Annotated in this window: 23 protein-coding genes, 4 tRNA genes and 2 riboswitches; of the genes, 20 read left to right on the top strand and 7 right to left on the bottom strand. The window is 61.9% G+C overall.

What is annotated here, in order from left to right:
* Positions 1-117: 117 nt before the first annotated feature.
* A complete protein-coding gene (locus ABDK06_RS10455; RefSeq protein ID WP_394940965.1) occupies positions 118-1,365 on the top strand; it encodes an alpha/beta hydrolase family protein in 1,248 nt (415 codons plus the stop codon).
* A 51-nt stretch (positions 1,366-1,416) separates the two neighbouring features.
* On the opposite strand, the gene ABDK06_RS10450 is transcribed toward ABDK06_RS10455, so the two are convergent.
* Positions 1,417-1,839, bottom strand: a complete 423-nt coding sequence (locus tag ABDK06_RS10450; protein WP_394941306.1) for a SufE family protein — start codon at positions 1,837-1,839, stop codon at positions 1,417-1,419.
* A gap of 110 nt (positions 1,840-1,949) precedes the next feature.
* Positions 1,950-2,858, bottom strand: coding sequence for a sulfurtransferase (locus ABDK06_RS10445; RefSeq protein WP_394940964.1), 909 nt, complete (start codon positions 2,856-2,858; stop codon positions 1,950-1,952).
* Between the two features lie 249 nt (positions 2,859-3,107).
* Between ABDK06_RS10445 and zapE the strand changes: the two genes are divergently transcribed.
* Positions 3,108-4,151 carry a cell division protein ZapE gene (zapE, locus tag ABDK06_RS10440; RefSeq protein ID WP_394940963.1) on the top strand — a complete coding sequence of 348 codons (1,044 nt, stop codon included), beginning with the start codon at positions 3,108-3,110 and terminating at the stop codon, positions 4,149-4,151.
* 175 nt (positions 4,152-4,326) lie between these two features.
* Here zapE and ABDK06_RS10435 read toward each other — a convergent pair whose 3' ends face one another.
* Complete coding sequence (locus ABDK06_RS10435; protein WP_394940962.1) at positions 4,327-4,554, bottom strand: antitoxin; 228 nt, start codon at positions 4,552-4,554, stop codon at positions 4,327-4,329.
* A gap of 118 nt (positions 4,555-4,672) precedes the next feature.
* A riboswitch (guanidine-III (ykkC-III) riboswitch) is annotated at positions 4,673-4,733 on the top strand.
* 9 nt (positions 4,734-4,742) lie between these two features.
* Between ABDK06_RS10435 and ABDK06_RS10430 the strand changes: the two genes are divergently transcribed.
* Positions 4,743-5,069: a DMT family transporter gene (locus ABDK06_RS10430; protein ID WP_394940961.1), complete on the top strand. Its 327-nt coding sequence runs from the start codon at positions 4,743-4,745 to the stop codon at positions 5,067-5,069.
* 53 nt (positions 5,070-5,122) lie between these two features.
* Here ABDK06_RS10430 and ABDK06_RS10425 read toward each other — a convergent pair.
* From ABDK06_RS10425 to ABDK06_RS10415, 3 genes are all read right to left on the bottom strand, one after another.
* A tRNA-Val gene (locus tag ABDK06_RS10425) sits at positions 5,123-5,197 on the bottom strand.
* 20 nt (positions 5,198-5,217) lie between these two features.
* Positions 5,218-5,288: transfer RNA gene (locus tag ABDK06_RS10420), tRNA-Cys, on the bottom strand.
* Between the two features lie 64 nt (positions 5,289-5,352).
* Positions 5,353-5,424, bottom strand: a tRNA-Gly gene (locus ABDK06_RS10415).
* Between the two features lie 283 nt (positions 5,425-5,707).
* Between ABDK06_RS10415 and ABDK06_RS10410 the strand changes: the two genes are divergently transcribed.
* Positions 5,708-5,779: transfer RNA gene (locus tag ABDK06_RS10410), tRNA-Val, on the top strand.
* Between the two features lie 123 nt (positions 5,780-5,902).
* Here ABDK06_RS10410 and ABDK06_RS10405 read toward each other — a convergent pair.
* Positions 5,903-6,610 (bottom strand): TetR/AcrR family transcriptional regulator, encoded by a 708-nt coding sequence (locus tag ABDK06_RS10405; RefSeq protein ID WP_394940960.1) that lies wholly within the window; start codon positions 6,608-6,610, stop codon positions 5,903-5,905.
* 118 nt (positions 6,611-6,728) lie between these two features.
* On the opposite strand from ABDK06_RS10405, the gene ABDK06_RS10400 reads away from it, so the two are divergent.
* From ABDK06_RS10400 to hisF, 16 genes are all read left to right on the top strand, one after another.
* Positions 6,729-8,123 carry an MFS transporter gene (locus ABDK06_RS10400; RefSeq protein WP_394940959.1) on the top strand — a complete coding sequence of 465 codons (1,395 nt, stop codon included), beginning with the start codon at positions 6,729-6,731 and terminating at the stop codon, positions 8,121-8,123.
* 105 nt (positions 8,124-8,228) lie between these two features.
* A complete protein-coding gene (locus ABDK06_RS10395) occupies positions 8,229-9,593 on the top strand; it encodes a hypothetical protein (RefSeq protein ID WP_394940958.1) in 1,365 nt (454 codons plus the stop codon).
* Positions 9,590-10,438, top strand: coding sequence for a cytochrome (locus ABDK06_RS10390; protein ID WP_394940957.1), 849 nt, complete (start codon positions 9,590-9,592; stop codon positions 10,436-10,438). The genes ABDK06_RS10395 and ABDK06_RS10390 overlap by 4 nt, the downstream gene beginning before the upstream one ends.
* A gap of 112 nt (positions 10,439-10,550) precedes the next feature.
* Entirely contained in the window at positions 10,551-11,129 is a 579-nt protein-coding gene (gene def / locus ABDK06_RS10385; protein WP_394940956.1) for a peptide deformylase, read from the top strand.
* On the top strand, positions 11,126-12,049 hold the full coding sequence (fmt, locus tag ABDK06_RS10380; protein ID WP_394940955.1) for a methionyl-tRNA formyltransferase: 924 nt from the start codon (positions 11,126-11,128) through the stop codon (positions 12,047-12,049). The genes def and fmt overlap by 4 nt, the downstream gene beginning before the upstream one ends.
* A gap of 43 nt (positions 12,050-12,092) precedes the next feature.
* Positions 12,093-13,616, top strand: coding sequence for an RsmB/NOP family class I SAM-dependent RNA methyltransferase (locus tag ABDK06_RS10375; protein ID WP_394940954.1), 1,524 nt, complete (start codon positions 12,093-12,095; stop codon positions 13,614-13,616).
* Positions 13,617-13,634: 18 nt separating this feature from the next.
* Positions 13,635-14,291: a ribulose-phosphate 3-epimerase gene (rpe, locus tag ABDK06_RS10370; RefSeq protein ID WP_394940953.1), complete on the top strand. Its 657-nt coding sequence runs from the start codon at positions 13,635-13,637 to the stop codon at positions 14,289-14,291.
* Between the two features lie 199 nt (positions 14,292-14,490).
* Positions 14,491-14,653, top strand: a riboswitch (FMN riboswitch).
* A gap of 91 nt (positions 14,654-14,744) precedes the next feature.
* Complete coding sequence (pnuC, locus tag ABDK06_RS10365) at positions 14,745-15,461, top strand: nicotinamide riboside transporter PnuC (RefSeq protein WP_394940952.1); 717 nt, start codon at positions 14,745-14,747, stop codon at positions 15,459-15,461.
* On the top strand, positions 15,458-16,606 hold the full coding sequence (gene ribD, locus ABDK06_RS10360) for a bifunctional diaminohydroxyphosphoribosylaminopyrimidine deaminase/5-amino-6-(5-phosphoribosylamino)uracil reductase RibD (protein ID WP_394940951.1): 1,149 nt from the start codon (positions 15,458-15,460) through the stop codon (positions 16,604-16,606). The genes pnuC and ribD overlap by 4 nt, the downstream gene beginning before the upstream one ends.
* A gap of 1 nt (position 16,607) precedes the next feature.
* Positions 16,608-17,273 (top strand): riboflavin synthase, encoded by a 666-nt coding sequence (locus tag ABDK06_RS10355; protein ID WP_394940950.1) that lies wholly within the window; start codon positions 16,608-16,610, stop codon positions 17,271-17,273.
* The gene (ribB, locus tag ABDK06_RS10350; RefSeq protein WP_394940949.1) at positions 17,270-17,911 is read left to right on the top strand and encodes a 3,4-dihydroxy-2-butanone-4-phosphate synthase; all 642 of its coding nucleotides are present in this window, start codon (positions 17,270-17,272) and stop codon (positions 17,909-17,911) included. Before ABDK06_RS10355 ends, ribB begins: the two co-directional genes overlap by 4 nt.
* Positions 17,908-18,558, top strand: a complete 651-nt coding sequence (locus tag ABDK06_RS10345) for a GTP cyclohydrolase II (protein WP_394940948.1) — start codon at positions 17,908-17,910, stop codon at positions 18,556-18,558. Before ribB ends, ABDK06_RS10345 begins: the two co-directional genes overlap by 4 nt.
* Positions 18,555-19,019, top strand: coding sequence for a 6,7-dimethyl-8-ribityllumazine synthase (ribH, locus tag ABDK06_RS10340; RefSeq protein ID WP_394940947.1), 465 nt, complete (start codon positions 18,555-18,557; stop codon positions 19,017-19,019). The genes ABDK06_RS10345 and ribH overlap by 4 nt, the downstream gene beginning before the upstream one ends.
* A gap of 109 nt (positions 19,020-19,128) precedes the next feature.
* A complete protein-coding gene (locus ABDK06_RS10335) occupies positions 19,129-19,392 on the top strand; it encodes a phosphoribosyl-ATP diphosphatase (RefSeq protein ID WP_394940946.1) in 264 nt (87 codons plus the stop codon).
* Between the two features lie 60 nt (positions 19,393-19,452).
* A complete protein-coding gene (hisG, locus tag ABDK06_RS10330) occupies positions 19,453-20,304 on the top strand; it encodes an ATP phosphoribosyltransferase (protein ID WP_394940945.1) in 852 nt (283 codons plus the stop codon).
* Between the two features lie 13 nt (positions 20,305-20,317).
* Positions 20,318-21,088 carry an imidazole glycerol phosphate synthase subunit HisF gene (gene hisF / locus ABDK06_RS10325; protein ID WP_394940944.1) on the top strand — a complete coding sequence of 257 codons (771 nt, stop codon included), beginning with the start codon at positions 20,318-20,320 and terminating at the stop codon, positions 21,086-21,088.
* Positions 21,089-21,111: the final 23 nt, after the last annotated feature.

Below are 21,111 nucleotides of genomic sequence, written 5' to 3'. Positions count from 1 at the left end.
TCTCTGAAACAGTCACATCCTTCACATTGTTAACATTCAGTGGGACGGCTGGAAAAGGAACGGAGCGGAACGGCGTAGCGACTCGACGGCGGCAGATCACTCCGCCAGAATGGAGCCATGGCTACACCTCGCGCACAGCAGCGCTCAGCTTGGTTCACATGGTTACTGCTCGGTGCAGCTTCCGGAGCCACCCTGATCTCGCTGCTGGCTGCGGGGAGTTCCGCGCTCGCTGGGTATTTCGCACGGAAGGTGGTCATCCCAGAGAAGGAACAGCCTGAGGACCTGGAGATCCTGGCGGTACTGCGTGAGGGGTCGGAGCTGCAGATCGTGCTGCCGGCCACCGTTGAGACCACCATTGACGGCGTCTACGGATTGAGTTTCAACGCTTCAGCAGGCCACGCCCGGATCGGTGCCATTCGCTCGTACGTGCCCCGCGAGGGAACGGTTTCCCGGGTGGTCGAGGAAGTCATCGCCGGAGACCTGCATCAAGCGCTTCGGGGTAAATGGACCGGGTCGATCTTCCAGAGCCCGGCGGAGATCGGGGTGGCCGCAGAGGAAGTCCTGATCGACTTGCCGGTTGGGAGGGCGCCTGCTTGGCTGATCCGACCGACCGAGAAGAAGCTCTCCACCTGGGCGATCATGGTCCACGGCCGAGGTGCCAAACGAACCGAGGGGCTCAGAGCGGTACGTACCGCGCGCGAATTGGGGCTGAGCTGCCTCTTGGTCTCCTATCGTAATGATGGGGAGGCTCCAGCCGCCGACGACGGCAGATATGGCCTGGGGGTGACCGAGTGGCGGGATATCGAGGCCGCTATTGAATTCGCACTCGACCACGGTGCCAAGGACGTGGTGCTCTTCGGGTACTCAATGGGCGGCGCGGTCTGTTTGCAATTGGTGGACCAGAGCAGACATCGTCAGGAAGTCATCGCTCTGGTCCTCGACGCGCCGGTGATCAACTGGATCGATGTGTTAGCCCATCAAGCCAGCTTGAATCGCATTCCAGCCGCGATCGGCAGGTACGGGCAGCTGATGCTCAGCCACCCGTTGGGCCGACGGATCACCGGCCTGGCAGCGCCCGTCGATCTGAAGAGCATGGACTGGGTCAGCCGGGCCGTTGAGCTGCGCACCCCGACTCTCATCGTGCACAGTAAGGACGACGATTTCGTGCCCTATGGCCCTTCTGAAGAACTGGCCAGGCGCAATCCGGAGATGGTGAGCTTCGTCGAGTTCGAAAAAGCAGCCCATACCCGCGAATGGAACGTCGATTCGGAGCGCTGGGAGTCGGTGGTGAAGACCTGGCTCGAGCCACGCCTTGGCCACTACGAACTGCCGAGGGACACCGTGCCCAAGGAATTCCAGGGCTAGCCGCGCACGGATCGAAGCCGGATCGAGACGCGAGGAAAGAAAGCCAGCGGTTTAATCGGCGATTTGCGCCCGGATCTGCCGTTTGATCCGACCCAGCATGGCCGACATGCCTCGCAGCCGCAGTGGAGTGAGTGCTCGGGTCAACCCCAGCTGCTCCGGCATATCGTCCGGAACCGCCAGGATTTCGGCCGGGCTGCACCCGTTCAGGCCCTCGTGCAAGACACTCGCGAAGCCCCTCGTGGTCGGTGCCTCCGGGGGAGCCGAGAAGTAAAGCTGCACCGCGCCGTCCTCAATCTGCAAGGTCAAGAACAATGGCGACTGGCACTCCACCACCTGCTCCAGCAACTCCGGATGCTGCGCAAAGCGCTCGGGAAGCGCTGGCAGGCTGCGTGAGAATTCCAGAAGCAGTTGCAGCCGTTCCGATTCTTCGATCGCCTGGAAGTCGTCGATGATCTCGGCGAGCGCGGCGGGCATCGAATCGGCGGTTTGTCCCTTGGCCTGGTTGCCGGGGTGTTGAATATCAGTCACAGCACCCAGAATACGTTGTCAGGAGTCGACACGTCGCTGATGGCCAGCGGGCTCGGTCAGACCGTGCCAGGATTCTCGCCCTTAGCGATCGGCACCCGGACGGCATTTCCCCACTCGGTCCACGAGCCGTCATAGTTGCGAACGTTCTCGAAGCCCAGCAGATGTTTCAGCACGAACCAGGTATGGCTGGAGCGCTCACCGATCCGGCAGTAAGCCACCACATCGTCACCGGCCCGCAGGCCCGCGCCGTCGAGGTAGATCGCCTCGAGCTCATTGCGGCTGCGGAAGGTGCCATCTTCGGCCGCGGCCTTGGCCCAGGGCACCGAGGCGGCGGTGGGAATGTGACCTCCGCGCAGCGCGCCCTCTTCGGGATAGGCGGGCATTGAGGTGCGGGCTCCGGTGTACTCCTCGGGGGAGCGCACATCGATCAGCGGGCCGTGACCCAGGTGCTGAACGACGTCGTCCTTAAAGGCACGGATCGCGGAATCCTCGCGCTGTACTACCGGGTACTCCACTGCCTGTGGTGCGGGAGCTTCGGTGCTCAGCTCGCGGCCTTCGGCGATCCACTTATCCCGCCCGCCGTCCAACAGCCGGACATCCTGATGGCCGAAGAGGGTGAAAACCCACAGCGCATATGCCGCCCACCAATTGGATTTGTCGCCGTAAATCACCACGGTGGTGTCCCTGCCGATGCCCTTCTTGCCCAGCAGCTCCGCAAAAGCGGCACCATCGATGTAATCCCGAGTGTCGGCATCATTGAGGTCGGTGTGCCAATCGATTTTCACCGCGCCGGGGATATGGCCGGTTTCGTAGAGCAGGATGTCTTCGTCGGATTCCACGATCGCCAGCTCGGCGCTGCCGACTTTCCCGGTGGCAATCGCCTCGGCGACCCATTCCGTAGAGACCAGTCGCTCGGGGGCGGCGTAGCTGCTGAACTTTTCCGCGGTGTCTGCTGCAATGCTCATCTGAACTCCTCAAGAAATACTGATCGGGTCAAGAAATACTGATCGGGTCAAGAAATACTGATCGGGACTGTTGCCGAAGCCTCTTCCAAGCCTAACGACGGCGCCGTTGAAATGCTTCCGAAGGTCATAGAAGGACATATCCCCGAACGGTGAGCGGTATCCTTGCAATGACTTGTTTCACTGCGTTTGCGGCTCATCTAGCCGTTGAAACGCCCATTCGGGCCGCTGGCCCCTCGGAACGGATTGAATTTGGCCAACGTCGAACACCTTGCCACTCGCATTCCCTCGGTCTCAGTTGACGAGTTGCTACAAGGGTTCTACCCCTCGCCGCGCTTCGGTGAGGTGTCCTTTGAAAGCTATCGTCCCGACCCCAAGCAGCCCTCGCAGGCTTTGGCGGTGAAGGCCTTGCAGGATTTCTCCGCCTCGATCGGCGGCTCGGGAGCACGTGGTCTGAAGAAGTTCTTCGGGGCAAAGAAGCCTGCCAGCCGCGCTGGGATCTACCTTGACGGGGGCTTCGGCGTCGGTAAAACCCACCTGCTCGCCTCGCTCTGGCATTCGGCGCCCGGCCCTAAGGCCTTCGGCACCTTCGTGGAATACACCAATCTGGTGGGAGCGCTCTCGTTCCGGAAGACCGTTGATGCGCTCAAGCAATACAAATTGGTCTGCATCGATGAGTTCGAACTCGATGATCCGGGGGACACCGTGCTGATGTCCCGGCTGATGCGTGAGCTGTCCGACGCCGGGGTGAAACTCGCCGCGACCTCCAACACTTTGCCGGGATCGCTCGGTGAGGGGCGATTCGCCGCGGTGGATTTCCAGCGGGAGATCCAGGTGCTGGCCGATCAGTTCGACGTGGTGCGGATCGACGGCGAAGACTACCGGCATCGCGGCTTGCCCACTCCGCCGCAGCCCCTGCCGGATGAAGAGCTCGAAGCGGCCGCTGCCACTGAATTCGCCGCCGACAAGACGATCGCGGTGGACGATTTCTCGGAGCTCCTGGACCATCTGGCCGGAGTGCACCCCAGCCGGTATCGGCAGTTGATCGACGGTATCGATGGAGTGGTCTGGCATCGGGTGCAGACCATCACCGAGCAGAGTGTGGCGCTGCGGTTCGTGGTGCTGGCGGATCGGTTGTACGACAAAGATGTGCCGATCTTGGCCAGCGGAGTGCCTATCGACCAACTCTTCAGCGCTGAGATGATGGCCGGTGGGTATTTGAAGAAGTACTTCAGGGCGGTTTCTCGATTGACCGCCCTGGCCCGTGAAGCCCAGGTGCCAGAGGCTCAGAAGTAGCTGCACGACGTGTTACCCGGCTCGGCGCTGGCCTCGCGGAGCTGACGACGTCGGGCGTTGATTTTCAGGGGGCGCCCCGAGGCCGGTGAGCCGCCGCTTAAACGCCAAAGATCGCCTGCGCTGCCTCGCGGCAGGGCAGGCGATCTCTTTGACTCAGATCTTGAGCGAAGGTCGCTTAGGCCTGTGGTTCTGCTGAACCTTCGGCGGCAGGAGCGTCATCTTTGTTCGCGTTATCGACAAAATCTCCAGCGGCTTTCTGCACGCCATCGATTTGGTCCTTGAACTTGTCACCGGTCTTGTCGTCGATGAAATCTCCGACTTTCTCGATGCCCTCTTTGAGCTTGTCTGCGTTATCGCCGATCAAGTCCTCGGCCTTGCCCTTGATGTCGTCAAAAATAGACACGGGCACCTCCCTTCGCTAGGTGGGGCCATCTTGCCCCCAATGCCATAATCCTAGACCGAGATTTTTGGCTCGCCAAGAGCAGGTAATGATCTGTCATCACGCTTTAAGTGAAATACTGAAACCGCCAAAGGCACCCGGACGAGGTGCGCCGTACCCGGCCAGCGAAAAGACGGCGCAAGGAGCATAAAATGTCGTCTTCTCTTGGCTGGATTGTTTTAGTGATCTCCGGAATTCTGGAGGCTGTCTGGGCTACCGCACTGGGGAAATCTGAGGGTTTCTCCAAGCTTTGGCCCAGCGTGATTTTCGGCGTCGCAGTGGCTGCCAGCATGGTTGGCCTGGCCTGGGCGATGCGGACCCTTCCCATCGGCACGGCCTACGCCGTCTGGGTGGGCATCGGTGCCGTCCTCACGGTCGGGTACGCGATGATCACCGGCACCGAGTCGGTGTCTCTGATCAAGATTCTGCTCTTATTGGGCATTGTGGTCTGCGTGGTGGGCCTCAAAGTACTCCACTAACCACACCCGGCGGTTAAAGAGTAATGGCCCCGTCTTTCGACGGGGCCATCTCTTGGTGGGCGATACTGGGATCGAACCAGTGACCTCTTCCGTGTCAGGGAAGCGCGCTACCGCTGCGCCAATCGCCCAAAGTCTCTCAAAAACTGAGAGGTGGGAACGGGATTCGAACCCGTGTACGCGGCTTTGCAGGCCGCTGCCTCGCCTCTCGGCCACCCCACCGGGTTTCAAACGAGCCCGCTTCATCACATAATGACGAGCGGGCTACAGATGACAGTTTCCTGCGAGCGGATGACGAGATTCGAACTCGCGACCCTCACCTTGGCAAGGTGATGCTCTACCACTGAGCCACATCCGCAGAAGGAACGAGTTTCCCCTGAGTGATCATCAATTCAGACCGGTTTTTACCGCCGATCTTCAGTAACTTTCCTCGTGTTCCTGCGAGTAAAAACTCTAGCTGACGATCAGGGAAACGCCAAATCAGCTTTTCGCTTCGGCGAGTTCCCGGGTCTGTTCTGGGGCCCAAATCCGCTGTCAGCGGAGCGGATCGGTGATCATCCAGAGGGGGTGAGATTCGACTCCCGGCTGGTCCCGATTAGGCGGCTCGTGAATTTATCGGATAGGATTTCTGAGCAGTATGCGGGCGATTGGCGCAGTGGTAGCGCGCTTCGTTCACACCGAAGAGGTCACTGGTTCGAACCCAGTATCGCCCACCGCAAAAAGATCGGCTCCGATCAGTTGAAACACTGATCGGAGCCGATCTTTTTTGCAAGTCGCTCTATCGATCACCGAGTGCGATCACCGATTGCCTGGGTTCCGGTACGCGGTTGAGCGCCTCAGCTTTTCGATGAATCGCTGAGCTGACGTTCTAAACCGTCCAGCAGATAGTTGAGACCGGCTGAGAAATTCTGATCCCAGTGTTCATCGCGAAGATAATGCGAACGTGCCAGAGCGGGATAGCGCTCGCTCTGCGAGTCGATGAACTGCTGGCTGAGTCGGAGGTCCGCTTCGCCCAGCTTCATAGCGCTCCGGGCTGAAGCCGAACCCATCACCTGGTTGTAAAGAAGCCAACTCGCGGTGAGGTGCTGCTGCCCTTCGAAGCCGGCGCCGTGCAAGGTGCTCTGCAACGTTTCGAGCTGAGCCAGGAAATTCGGACCTAAAAGCACTCTTCGAAGAGCTTCGGAAGGAACCCAGGGGTGCCTGATCATCAGATCCCGCCAGGCCGTCAGCTGACTGTGTATTCTCCCGCGCCAGGGTGCGCTCTCCTTCGGGATGGGAAGCTCGGAGAAGACCTGGTCGATGGCTAGCTCTATCACTTCTTCTTTGGTGCGGATGTGCCAGTACAGGGAAGGGGCGCTGATCTCCAGTTCTTTAGCCAGGGTGCGCATGGTGAGTGCATCGAGCCCTCGAGAGTCGAGTATTTCGATCGCTTTGCTGGTGATTCTTCCGCTGCTCAGTGGCATTCCATCCGGCTGAGGATCACGATCTCGAAGCCATACGCTGGAAAATTTTCCTCCCGGTGCGTGGTCAGAGTTCTGACTCATTCGCCCGCTCCAATCTGCTTCACTCACCAAAAGTATCAGTTGAAATTTATAAACTAACACTGTTAGTTTATATCTAACATCGTTAGATAGCCTCAGGTGGGGCGCAGAGAGGATCGTCGTGAAAAAGCAAGTCGACTCCCCACAGCAGGAGGCCACCTGGTCGGCCTTATTCCGGGCGCCTTACCTGGGGCCGGTGTCGATACTCGCCGGGGGAGTCTTCCTCTACGCGATGAACCTGTATTTCACCGCTGCCTTGCTGCCGACGATCATTGAAGACATCGGCGGTCAGGCGCTCTACAGCTGGGTGGCCACCGGATTCCTACTCGCCGCAGTGACCGCCACGATGCTGGTTGACCGGCTGCTCAGCAGCCGGGGGAGCAGGGGCGCCTATCTGCTGGCTTTCGCCGTTTTCGCGGCGGGGGCGGTGGTGATGGTGCTCAGCCCCAATATCATCGTTCTGGTGCTCGGCCGGATCGTTCAGGGTCTGGGAGGCGGTTTGCTGGTTGGGCTCGGCTTCGCCTGCGTCAGGCTGCTCCTGCCAGAGGCTCTGTGGCAGCGAACGACGGCGCTGGTCGCCGCAATGTGGGCCTTCGGCACTTTACTCGGACCGGCGCTCGGGGGCTTGTTCGGTCAGTTCGGTGGTTGGCGGCTGGCCTATGCGACGCTCGTTCTTCCAGCGGTGCTACTGATCTTGCTCAGTTACCGGGCGATCCGTCCAGCCACGTCCAAAGCACAGCCGCGGCGCGTGCCGCTCGGATCATTGCTGGTGCTGGCCGCCGCGGCGCTCTGCTTCAGCCTGGCATCTTCACTGGAAGGCCTGCTTCGTTTGCTCTGTGTTCTGCTGGGGGTGGCAGCTCTGATCGCGTTCGTGCTGATCGAGAGGAAATCTGCCACTACTGTCCTGCCTGCGGCGACCTATCGCCGAGATTCCGGACTCAAATGGGTTTATCTTTCGGTGGCTGCGCTTTCTGCGGGCGTCATGGTGGAGAGCTTTGTGCCGCTTTTCGGGCACCGCCTTCCCGGGCTGAATCCATTGCTCGCCGGATTGCTCGGCGCAGCATTGTCCGCCGGCTGGTCTGTTTCGCAGCTCGTGAGCGCTGGATTAGCGGGCAGGCGAGCCAGGGGAAGCCTGCTGCTCGGCCCCGTGCTGCTGACCGGTGGCTTGCTCTGTTATGGCCTGCTGCAGAGCAGCAGTGGTGCTCCGCTCACCGTGGTCGCTTGGGCGATCCTGCTTTTCATCGCGGGTGCCGGGATCGGGCTGGCTTATCCGCAGTTGAGCGTTGCCGCATTACGCAGCTCTCAGGACGACGTCGAAGCGGCGAAAGCAGGAGCCGGACTCTCAACCGTGCAACTCATCGCTTACACCATGAGTGCTTCAATCGGCGGGATTCTGCTGAATCTCGGCGATGATCAGGTAACTGGAGCCCGGGCCGGAATCCTCGGCATCGCTGGGTTGACCGCTTTCGCCATCGTCTTCGCGGTCCGCGCGCGTTCCGAACTGAAGAGTTCTTAGGATCCGATGCTGCCGCTGATCACTGCCCGGACTGTGCGCTAGCTGGCCGGGGCGACGTCGAAACATACTTCGCGGAGCCGCTCGAGCCAATCTATGCTTACCAGCATGGCCTCAAGCAGTGCGGAAAAGCAGCGTTTTGAAACCGAAGAATGGTTCAGAGCCCAGGGCCTGCCTTATTTCGTGAAGCCCCGGGAACGTTCCAAGCACCTGTTGGCCCGTTGCGCTCCGGCGCTGTTGTTCTTCGCGCTTTTCGGCCTGGGCGGAGGCATCGTCGGTCGCCTGCCGCTGTTCAGCAAGGTGGATCAGGAAGCCGCAGACCTCAGCGATAGCGAGCTGATCAATTACTTCGCGCTTTTCGGCCTGATCACCCTCGGGCCGCTGGTGATCGCCATCGTGGCCCATCGGCTGTTCAGGCGGCGTGCAGTACTGGCTCGTGGCATCGCGCTGGTTTCGATCGTCATCCTGCTCGTGATCAATCAGGTGGTGATGCTGGGCGCCTCAGCGCAAGACTGGTGGTCCGGGGCCTTGGACAACGTGGTTCCGCTGCTACTGGTGCTCTTCCTGACCTGGATCGGTGTGGGATCGCTGCTCGGTTGGAGCCTGCGGGCCGCGCTTCGCCAGCTATCGGCCATCTGGCTGCTCGCCGCAATCGCCATTCCGCTGCTCATCCTGGTGGTCATCACCGTCTTCTACGCCCAGGAATTCTGGCAAGTGGCGGCGATGCTAAAACGAGGCCAGATCTTCTGGCTGATCGCCTTCCTGCTCGGCATTGGCATGCTCTTCCTGATCTACAGCACCCGTAAGGAACTGCAGGATATGCCGGAAACGCTGACCCCCGATGCGGAGATCGTGCAGGCTCAGCAGGATGGTCAGCTCCCTGCGGGCCCGGCTCAGGGAAGCTGGCAGCATCTCAGGCGCACCGAGCAGGCGAACGTGGTTTTCATCATGGTGCTTGCGCAGTGCATTCAGGTGATGATCTTTGGGGTTCTGGTCTTCGCGTTCATCATGGCACTCAATGCGCTTTCCATTCCGCCCCAGCTCGCGGTGCAATGGGCGGGTAGGCCGGAAACTCTCTTGCAGATCTTCGGAGTCACGCTGCCGATTCCCGAAGTGCCGGTTCGGGTGGCGGCTTTCTTGAGCGCCATCGCGGCGTTGAACTTCGTGGTCTCGATCAACTCCAGCAAGGATTACCGGGATGCTTTTTTCGATCCGCTGATTCTGCAGACCCAGAAGGCCCTCACCGTACAGGCGGTGTATCAAGCGGATCTCGCCGCCGGAGAAGCCGTCAAAAAAGTAGCGAAGACAGCTAAAAGGGCAGCCAAACCAGCCAAGGTCGACAGTGCAGCGAAGGTCGACAGTGCAGCGAAGGCAGAACATCAAACTGCGCGGTCCGAAAGTCACAGCGAGCAGTCGGCTGAGCAGCCCTCCGAATCTGCGGTGTCGGAACCCAATGACATAGTAGAACCATGACTCAACCCGCCTTAGCCCATGCCACCGAGTTCGGCAGGATGTACGCTCGCTCACTGACCGAGCAGCCCTCGGTGCCCTCGATCACTACGGTGATCGGCATGCAGGCGTTGGACCTGAGTGGCTGGGTGGGATACATGGCGGCGAGTGCGCTGGCCGCGCATGCCGGGCTGCCCGAAGCTGCAGGTAAGCCGGAAAGATTGAGGCCGCTGATTCGGGAGTCCGCAAATGCCGCAGAGAATTACCGTAACGAAGCTGCCGCTCGTGGTGATCGGGTGCACTTCTACGCTGAGCAGGTGGCCCTGCGCGCCCTGGAGCGGGAACACGAGTTGGAGCGTGCTCGCACGGAATTGGCGGAACACCGGGAACTCGCCTTCGCTGACCGCTTTGATGCCTGGTGGAAGGAGTACGACGTTCAGCCGCTGGCTCCCGAAGTGACGATCTGGAATCAGAGCGTCGGCTATGCGGGAACCCTGGATCTGGTGGCCCAGATCTCAGGACGCCTCTGTCTGATCGATTACAAGACCAAGGGCACCGATCGGAACGGCGAAGTCAAGTCCATCGACCCCAAGGTGGTCATGCAATTGGTCGCCGGAATGAAGGCCGAGGAAAGTTTGCTGGATGCCACTACCGGAAGCTGGGAGGCGTGGCGCTACGGGCGGGAGCCGCTGCTGCTCGCGGTGGCGATCGGCGAAACCGGGGTTCGCCCGATGCGGGCCAACCCCGAGGTGCTGCCGCAGCAGTGGTACAAATTCTGCGCCCTGCAGAGGCTCTGGGAACGGCATCTGGAAGCCGCTAGAGCCGGTGAACCTCTGCTGCCACTGGCGCCGCCCCGTCCGGCTTCTTGAACCGGCGCCGTGCCGATCGGGGTACCCCGCTGGCTGACGGTCTGGCCTAGAATACTGGGGTGCCTAGAATACTGGGGACGACCGATCGATTTGAGGCAAGGGTTCTGAGCGAATGGCAATTCTTCACATCCGGCTCATCGGGGACCCCGTGCTGCGGACCGTTGCTGAGCCGGTGACCGAATTCGGAGCCGAGCTGGCGAAACTGATCGCCGACATGATGGAGACCATGGACGACGTCGACGGTGCAGGTCTCGCCGCACCGCAAATCGGAGTAGGCAAGAGGATTTTCACCTATCGGGTGGGCGATCAATCCGGTCACGTGATCAATCCGCTGATCGAAAGCAGCGAGGACGATCAGCAGCCCGGAGCCGAAGGCTGTCTATCGGTACCCAGCCTGGGCTTTGTCACCCCTCGTAAACGCTTCAGCCGGGTCACCGGCGTCGATCAGCACGGTGAACCGGTGCTGATCGAAGCAGAGGGCCTACTCGCTCGTTGCCTACAGCATGAAACCGACCATCTCAATGGCAAGCTTTACGTGGACCGGCTCGCGGGTGAGGACCGTAAAGCAGCCTTGCGCGCGATCCGTGATCAGCACTACGAACAAGTCACCGCCCGGACCACCGCGAAGCGCTCTCAGACCGTGGGATCGAGTTTCGGTTTCGCCGCTCCCGGACCCCGGGACACCATATGAGAGTGCTCTTCGCAGGCACTCCCTCGGTGGCGATCCCTTCGCTGGAGGCGCTGCTGGCGGCCGGTTTCGACGTCGTCGGCGTCTTGACCCGGCCTGACGCCCCGGTGGGCCGTAAGCGTCTGCTGACGCCTTCCCCGGTTGCGCTGCGGGCGGCGGAGCTCGGCCTGCCGGTACTCAAACCCGCTAAGCTGGACGACGCAGCGCAAGCGGAAATAGCCGCCCTGAGCCCCGAAGTCGCGGCCATCGTCGCCTATGGTGCGCTGATCCCGGCCAGGGCGTTGAGTATTCCGCAGCACGGCTGGATCAACCTGCACTTCTCGCTGCTGCCAGCCTGGCGGGGCGCCGCGCCGGTGCAGCACGCCGTGATCAACGGTGACGAATTCACTGGGGCCTCGACCTTCCAACTGGAAGCTGGTCTGGACACTGGGCCGGTCTTCGGTACCCTCACCGAACTGATCCGCCCAGAGGACACCTCCTCGATCCTCTTGGAGCGGCTCTCCCGCTCCGGGGCTGCCCTGCTCTCTCAGACCCTTTCCGCAATAGCCGCGGGGAATGCGCTCGCGGTGCCGCAGAGCGGCCAGGTCTCGCTGGCCCCGAAACTCACGCTGCAAGACGGGCGAATCGATTTTCAACAGCCCGCCTTAGCCATTTCACGCCGGATTCGCGGAGTCACCGGTGAACCTGGAGCCTGGACGCTGCTGGCCGGCCAGCGATTCAAACTGGGGCCGGTGGGGCTGAGACCAGATCAGCGGAATCTGGCACCGGGGGAGCTCGCGGTGCTCAGCGGCAAGACCGTGCTGGTCGGCACCGGCTCGCACGCCGTTCAACTGAAACTCGTGCAGCCCTCCGGGAAGAAGATGATGGCCGCTGCAGACTGGGTGCGAGGGTTGCCTTCAGCCGAGGGAATGAGATTCGAATGACGCCGCTGAACCTAGCACCGAGGACAAGAGATGAGTTGCACAGATGAGTGATCAGGCGCGGCGAAACGATCGCGGGCGTGAACGGAATCGCGGCGGAAACCGCTCCCGCGGCGAACAGCCCCGAGGTGGCCAGTCAGCACGGAACTATTCGGAAGCCACTCCTGCCCAGCGGCTTCGGGAAGCGGATCCGGCCAGGCTGGTGGCTTTCGAAGTGCTGCGCGCGGTCTCCAAGGACAATGCCTACGCGAATCTGGTGCTGCCCGCCAAAATCCGGCAGTACCGTCTCGATAAGCGGGACGCCGGACTCGCCACCGAACTCAGCTACGGTGCGCTGCGCGCCAAAGGAAGCTACGACGCGATCATCGCCCGTTGCGTCGATCGGCAGCTCTCCGAGGTGGAAGAGTCGATTATGGACGCCCTGCGGTTGGGAACGCATCAGCTGCTCGCCATGCGCATCCCTCCACATGCGGCGGTCAATCAGACGGTTGGTCTGGCCCGAGCCGTAATCGGAGCCGGTCCGGCCTCGTTCATCAATGCGGTGCTACGAAAAATCGGCTCCAAGGATCTCGCGGAATGGTTCGCCGAGCTCACCGAAGGGGTCGCCGATCCGATCAAGGCCGCCGCACTGGAGTACGCCCATCCGGAATGGATTATCAGAGCACTGCGTCAGGCACTCGTGGCACACGGCAGGCCGGTGCAGGAAATCGATGAGCTGCTGGCCGCCGATAACGCCGCACCGGTGGTCAACTTGGTGGCCCTGCCAGGCCTGGGCTCGCTCGAGGAGGCGTTCGAAGCGGACTTCACGGTGGGCCCGCTGGCCCCCGAATCGGCGCTTTCCTCCGGCGGAGACCCGGGCAGGCTGAGCGGTATCCGCGACGGTTCGGTGCGTGTGCAGGACGTCGGTTCGCAGTTGGTGGCTCGTGCCCTCGCTGAGCTGCCGCTGAGCGATGCATCCCTCCCTGGCGGCGGGCGTGACGAGCGCTGGCTCGATCTGTGCGCTGGTCCGGGCGGTAAAGCCGCCCTGCTGGCGGCCCTGGCCGCGCAGCGCGGCGCCCATCTGGTAGCCAATGAACCGCTGCCGCATCGCGCAGAGCTGGTGCGCAAGGCGCTCAGCGCGGTACCCGCTGAATACTGGGAGGTGCGTTCAGCAGATGGCCGGGAGGTGGCTGAACAAGAACTCGAGTTCTATGACCGGATCATGGTCGATGCGCCGTGCAGCGGGCTGGGAGCTTTACGACGTCGTCCGGAGTCGCGATGGCGGCGCACCCCCGCGGAGGTCGCCGAGCTCAGCCAATTACAGCGCGAACTCCTCGATGCAGCGCTTCGTGCGGTCCGCCCCGGCGGTGTGGTCGCTTACGTCACCTGCTCACCGCACCCCGCGGAGACCACTGCCGTGGTCGATGATTTATTACGGGGCAGAACCGATCTGAAACTGCTGAACGCGGGCACGGCGCTCGATGCCGTCGCGCTTCAGCCGCTCAGCGCAGGGCATCAGGAAACCGCCCAGCTCTGGCCGCATCTGCATCAAACCGATGCCATGTTCCTCGCCTTGATCCGCAAAAACTGAGCACGAAGGAAACCGAGTATGGGCTGCGCAATCCACCCGAGCATTCTCTCCGCCGATTTCGTCAACCTCGAGGCCGAGTTGCACCGGATCAGCAATGCTGATGCGGTGCACGTGGACGTGATGGATAACCACTTCGTGCCCAATCTCACCCTCGGGCTGCCCATTGTGGCCCGAATCCAAGAGGTCAGCCCGGTGCCGCTGGACGTGCACCTGATGATTTCCGACGCCGATCGCTGGGCCCCGGAATACGCCGAGCTCGGGGCGGCTTCGGTGACCTTCCACGTTGAAGCCTCGGCGGCTCCGGTGCGGCTGGCCCGGGAAATCCGGAAACGTGGTGCCCGGGTGGGAATGGCGCTGCGTCCGGCGACCCCGGTGGAACCCTATCTGGATCTGCTCTCCGAACTGGATCTCTTGCTCATCATGACGGTGGAGCCCGGTTTCGGTGGCCAGGCTTTCCTGGATGTCATGCTGCCGAAGATCAAACGTGCGCGGAAGGCCATCGAGGCCTCCGGGGCTCGGCTGGCGCTTCAAGTGGACGGCGGGATCTCTCCCGGGACGATAGCGCGCGCCGCCGAGGCCGGAGCCGATGTCTTCGTCGCCGGTTCCGCGGTCTACAACACGCCGGAGCCCGCGAAGGCCATAGAAGAGCTCAGGGCACTCGCTTCCCGCCCCTAAGCTCGTGCTTCTTGAAACCAGCTGTCCCATTGAGTGTTGCGCAAGTTACGGATGAGGCTAGATTTTGCCACATTTGCATCATCTGTAACATTCAGTGGGACGGCTGGTTTTTGGAAACGTGCCGGAATGACCGTCAGATATGACGCCAGAGGAATAATCGCGCAACAGCCACGGTTGGCCATGTCATAATCTTTAAATCAACGTGCTCCGGGGTCGGTGTAAGTCCGAACCGGCGGTTATAGTCCGCGACCCGCGCGTACCGCGTAGTGCTGGCCCTGCGAAGGGCGAGCCGCGCAGTGCAAACGGTTGAATCGGTGAAATTCCGGTACCGACAGTTAAAGTCTGGATGGGAGAAGCACGTTCGATGATGCCTATGAGGCGCGCTCAGTCGTGCCGGGCTTCATTGACGTTACCCCGGAGCCATCGCACTAGATGGAAAGGGGTAACTGTCTCATGACAGATATTCTGCGATGGCTCTTTGACGCCAAAATCGAATTCGCCGGCGGCGGATTCCTGCTCTGGCGAGAAGTGCTGGGCAATGTTTTCGGATTGTTGAGCGCCCTCGGCGGCATGCGCCGCAAAGTGTGGGCCTGGCCGATCGGCATTATCGGCAATGCACTGCTGTTCACGGTATTTTTAGGCACCGTCTTCGGGGCCCCCAACCCGGTGAATCTGCTGGGGCAGGCAGGCCGCCAGATCATGTTCATCCTGGTCTCGATCTACGGATGGTACAGCTGGCAGCGCGCTAGGAAGTCCTCCACGGCGAGCGATCATGCTGCGGTCGAACCCCGTTGGGCCTCCTGGCCGGTACGGATCGGCCTGATCGTGGCGCTCTTCGCCGGAACCGCTTTGCTCACCCCGCTTTTCAAGGCCCTCGGCTCCTATGAACCGATCTGGGCCGATGCCTGGATCTTCATGGGCTCGCTGCTGGCCACTTACGGGATGGCTCGCGGCTGGGTCGAGTTCTGGCTGATCTGGGTCGCCGTGGACATCGTCGGAGTGCCACTGCTCTTCAGCGCCGGCTACTACGCGAGTGCCTTCATGTACATCTTCTACGGTTTGTTCACGCTCACCGGTTTCTTCGTCTGGTGGCGGGTGAAGCGCCAGGATGGCCAGAAGCTCTCGGTGCAGACCGCCTTCCCCGATCCCACCGTGACGATCCAGAAATGACCGGTCCAGAAATGACCGGCGCAGAAATGACCGGTCCAGAAATGACCGGCGCAGAAATGACCGGTCCAGAAATGACCGATCCAGAAATGACCGGCCGGAGCGAGAGCGCTGCGCCGCCGGTGCAGTCTGAGCGCTGGGACCAGGCGATGCAGCAGGCCATTGATCTGGCGCTCCGTGGAGTCCGGGGAGCGAATCCGCTGGTGGGCGCCGTCGTCCTCAATCAGGAGGGTGAGGTGTTGGCCACCGGCTGGCACCGCGGAGCGGGCACGCCGCACGCCGAGGCGGACGCACTGACTCAGCTGAGCCCGGAACTCAGCCGTGGCAGCACCATGGTGGTCAGCCTGGAGCCGTGCTCCCACGTGGGCCGGATGCCGGCTTGTAGTCAGAGCATCATCGATGCCGGCATCAGCCGGGTGATCTACGCCGTGGATGATCCGGACCCACAGGCCACCGGGGGTGCACAGCAACTGCGGGAGGCAGGCATCGAAGTGCTGTCCGGAGTGCTGCGCGCCGAGGCCGCAGAGGTGAATCGCCGCTGGTTCAGTGCGGTTACCCAGCACAGGCCCTATACCAGCGTGCATATTGCGCAGACTGTCGATGGCCGGATCGCGGCCGCCGACGGCACCAGCCAATGGATTTCCAGCCCGGAGTCTCTTGCCGCAAATCACGCGCTGCGGGCCAGAGCGGATGCGATGTTGGTGGGTACCGGCACGGTGCTGACCGACAACCCGCGACTGACCGCACGGCAAGCGGATGGCAGCCTGGCAGAAAAGCAGCCCCTAAGAGTGGTCCTCGGGAAGCGAGACATCCCACAGCAGGCGGCACTGAGAGGTGACGGCAACTGGATTCAGTTACCGCATCATGATCCGCTCGCTGCGGGCCAGCAGCTCAGAGCCCGGGGCATACGGCATCTCATGGTCGAAGGCGGCGCTCAGGTGACCGCTGCCTTCTTGGCCGCCGATCTGGTCGATGAACTGATCATTTCGCTGGCCCCCACTGTGCTCGGCTCAGGTACCTCCAGCATCGGCGAACTGGGCATTCAGACGCTGGCCGATGCTCGCCATTTCAGCTGGGACCCCGCTGCGTCGCTCGTGCAGCACGGCCGGGATCTCACCCTCACCCTCATCCCACAAGGAAGTCACTGAGATGTTCACCGGAATCATCAGCGGACGCGGAACGGTCCGCGAACTGCACAGAACCGACGACGGCGCAGCCAGACTGCTGCTCGAACTGGGAGATCAAGCCGAAGGCCTGGCCCTGGGAGGCTCGATCGCCGTGGACGGCGTCTGCCTCACCGCGACCTCGATCGATCAGGCTCTGATCAGCGTGGATGTGATGGGCGAGACGTTGCAGAGAAGCACTATCGGAGATCGTGAAGTGGGGGACCGGGTCAATTTGGAACGCTGCCTCTCCGCCGCGGAGCGTTTTGATGGGCACCTCGTGCAGGGGCACGTCGACGGGGTCGGAGCGCTGATCGAGAGGGAGGACCTAGGGGAATGGCAGCGACTGCGCTTCAGCGTCCCCAGCGGCCTTGCCCGCTACCTTGCGGAAAAGGGCTCGGTTGCGGTGGACGGCGTCTCGCTCACCGTGACGGCGGTGAGCCCGGTCGAGGCGACCGAGCAGTGGTTCGAGGTCGGGCTGATCCCCACCACCCTCGAGCACACCGGCTTGGGCGGTAAAGCCTTGGGCGAAGGCGTCAATCTGGAAGCCGATGTGCTGGCGAAGTACACCGAGCGGCTGCTCGCCTTCCGCGCGCGGGACAATGAGCGTGGCAGCGAACAGGGCCTGATAACAGCAGAGGAGAGATCATGAATCTGCTCGATCCGATTGAGCACGCGATCACCGCGATAGCACAGGGCGGTGCCGTGATCGTGGTGGACGACGAAGACCGAGAGAACGAGGGCGATATCGTCTTCGCCGCGCAGCACAGCACGCCACAACTGATGGCCTGGACCATCAGGCACACCTCCGGTGTGGTCTGTATTCCCTTGACCGCTGAGCGGGCCGATGCCCTTCGGCTGCCGCCGATGACAGCCCATAACGAGGATGTCAAGGGAACCGCTTACACCGTCAGCTGTGACGCCCGAGAGGTCACCAGCACCGGAATCAGCGCGAGCGATCGTTCGATCACCGCAGTGTTCCTGGCCGATCCGGCAAAAAATGCTGAAAATTTTAACCGTCCAGGGCATATTTTCCCCTTGCGAGCGGTTGCAGGTGGAATCAGGGAACGGCGCGGCCACACCGAGGCGGCCGTGGAGTTGGCGCGCCTAGCGGGATGTGAACCGGTGGGTGTGATCAGCGAGGTAGTCCGGGATGATGGCGAGATGATGCGGCGGGATGAGCTGAGAAGGTTCGCCCTGAAGCACGGTTGCCCGATGATCTCGATTGCCGATTTGGCCGATTACCTGGAGAGTAAAGACTTGGAGCAACATTTGGAGGCGGCACGATGAACACCCCGATCCCTCTCGATCCCGAGGTCGAGGTGAGTGGCGGCCCGGTGGTCCAGCTGCCGACCGCTCACGGAATCTTCCAGGCCCAGGCCTGGCACGAGACCGGCTCGGGAATCGAGCACCTCTCCGTGCTGGTGCCGGTACCGGTGGGTGCGACGCCGCTGGTGAGAGTCCATTCGGAATGCCTGACGGGCGACGTCTTCGGTTCCTACCGTTGCGATTGCGGCGAGCAACTGGATTATGCACTGGATCAGGTTCAGCAGCACGGTGGCGCGGTGATCTATCTGCGCGGTCAGGAAGGGCGCGGCATCGGCTTGTCCAATAAGCTGCGCGCCTACGCGCTTCAAGAAGCCGGTGCGGATACCGTTGAGGCCAATGAACAGCTCGGCTTACCGGTTGACGCCCGTTCCTACGGGGCCGCTGCCGCGATCCTGCGAGAGCTGGGGTTCCAGACCATCGCGCTGTTGTCGAACAATCCGGTTAAGGCAGAGCGACTCCGTGCCCTGGGCATTGAGGTCGCTGCCACCCAGCCTGCTGAAGTGCCTTCCAGAGCAGAGAACCTGCGCTACCTACAAACCAAACGGGACAAGATGAACCATCAGCTGACCTTGGGCGTTCCGCCGCAGAGCAACGGACAACTGGCATGAGCGGCGCTGGTGCTCCGCAGGCTGAGACTCTTGAGGCCAGCGGACTTCGATTGGTGATCATTGCTGCCTCCTGGCACGAGCAAGTGATGAACGGCTTGCTCGACGGCGCGCTGCGGGCTGCGCAGGCCTCCGGAGTGGCCAGTCCGAGGGTGATCCGGGTGCCAGGGACTTTTGAGCTCCCGGTGGCCGCGGCCAGATTGGCTCCCGAGTATGACGCCGTGGTGGCACTCGGTGTGGTAATCCGGGGTGGTACTCCGCATTTCGATTATGTCTGCCAAGCAGCGACCGTAGGCCTCACCGACGTGGCGGTGCGAACCGGCGTCCCGATCGGCTTCGGGGTGCTCACCTGTGATAACGAACAGCAGGCCATCGACCGCGCCGGACTGCCCGGTTCTGCGGAAGACAAGGGGTTCGAGGCTACTCATGCGGCCTTGCAAACGGCCTTGGTGCTGCGTGGCTGAATGCTTCGGCTCTCCATCGACCGCGGTGCTCAGAGGTTTTAAGACGTCGGTAGCTGCTGATCTCCGCGCTCGGCGCGGACCCGGTTGGCAGAGACGATAGAGTGTTGCTGTGAAATCTTTCGAAGACCTCTTCGCCGAGTTGAGCGAGAAGGCAGTGCAACGCCCCGAAGGGTCCAAAACGGTTGCCGAACTGGACTCTGGGGTGCACGGCATCGGTAAGAAGATCGTCGAGGAAGCCGCCGAGGTGTGGATGGCTGCCGAGTATCAGAGCGATCGCGAAACCGCCGAGGAAATCTCGCAATTGCTCTATCACGTCCAGGTGCTGATGGTGGCCAAAGGGCTCAGCTTGCCGGACGTCTACGAGCATCTGTAGCCACCAGCTGCTCCGTTGGTGGCTTGTGACGCCCACTCCCAGCACAACGAAAGACTTCTTATGTCAGCAAAGCTCCGGGTAGCCATACCGAATAAAGGTTCCCTCTCCGAATCAGCAGTCACTATGCTCTCCGAAGCGGGTTACCGGCAACGCCGGGACAGCCGTGAACTCGTGCTGGTGGACTCCGATAACGACATCGAGTTCTTCTATCTGCGCCCCCGCGATATCGCCGTCTATGTCGGGGCCGGAACCCTGGATGTCGGAATCACCGGCAGGGACCTGCTGCTCGACGCCGAGGTGGCCGCCGATGAATTACTCGAACTGGGATTCGCCGCCTCCACCTTCCGCTTCGCCGGACCCATCGGAGACTTCAATTCCGCCCAGGAACTCTCCGGAAAACGCCTCGCCACCAGCTATGACGGTCTGCTGCGTCGCTACCTGAGCGAGCGAGGTATCGATGCCAAGGTGGTCCGGCTGGACGGCGCGGTGGAATCTTCCGTGCGCCTGGGGGTTGCCGATGCCATCGCCGATGTGGTGGAAACTGGAAATACCCTGCGCGCCGCTGGAATGGAGGTCTTCGGTGAGCCGATCCTGCGTTCCGAAGCCGTGCTGATCGGCCGTTCCGGTGAACGCCCAGCGGGCTTGGATGTGCTAATCCGCCGCCTGCAAGGCGTGCTGGTGGCCCGGCAATACGTCTTGGTGGATTACGATATCCGCGCCGAGCTGGTGGACGCCGCGAGCGAACTCACCCCGGGCCTGGAATCTCCCACGGTTTCCCCGTTGCAGAACTCCGAATGGGCCGCGGTCCGCTCGATGGTGCTCAAGAAGGACACCAACCGGGTGATGGATGCGCTCTACGAGCTGGGTGCGCGTGCCATTCTGGTGACCTCGATCCACGCCGCCCGGATCTGAGAGGAGAGCCACGATGAGCGTAGCTATCAGGGTGATCCCGTGCCTTGACGTGGACGCCGGAAGAGTGGTCAAAGGTGTGAACTTCGCCGAATTGCGCGATGCCGGAGATCCCGTTGAACTGGCCCGGCGCTATGACCTGGCGGGGGCAGACGAACTGACTTTCCTGGATGTCACCGCCAGCTCGGGCAACCGGCAGACCACCTTCGACGTGGTGGCGCGTACCGCAGAAGAGGTCTTCATCCCGCTCACCGTGGGCGGTGGCGTCCGCGAAGTTGCCGACGTCGACCGGCTCTTGCGTTCGGGGGCGGACAAGGCCTCGATCAATACCGCCGCAGTGGCCAGGCCCCAGGTGATCGATGAGATCACTCGGCACTTCGGTTCTCAGGTACTGGTGCTTTCGGTGGACGCCAGACGCACCGAGGACCCAGCTCTAGCTTCGGGCTTCGAAGTGACGACCCACGGCGGCCGTCGCGGTACCGGCCTGGACGCGATCAGCTGGGCACAAGAGGCAGCGGACCGTGGAGTGGGGGAGATCCTGCTCAATTCCATCGATGCCGATGGCACCAAAGAAGGATTCGATCTGGAGATGATCCGCGCGGTGCGGGCCGCCGTCAAAGTTCCGCTGATCGCCTCCGGGGGTGCCGGGAAACCCGAGCACTTCCCACCGGCGGTAATAGCCGGAGCGGACGCCGTGCTGGCCGCCTCCGTCTTTCATTTCGGCCCTAATGACGTCATCGCCCGGGTTAAAGCCGCCATCCGGGCAGCGGGCTATCAGGTCAGATGAGCTAAAGAATCGTGGTAGCTTCA

It is taken from the genome of Psychromicrobium ferritrahens, from assembly GCF_043789415.1.
Classification (GTDB): Bacteria; Actinomycetota; Actinomycetes; order Actinomycetales; family Micrococcaceae; genus Renibacterium.
Note: the sequence above shows the minus strand (reverse complement) of the source record. Positions and strands in the feature narration are given on the sequence as shown.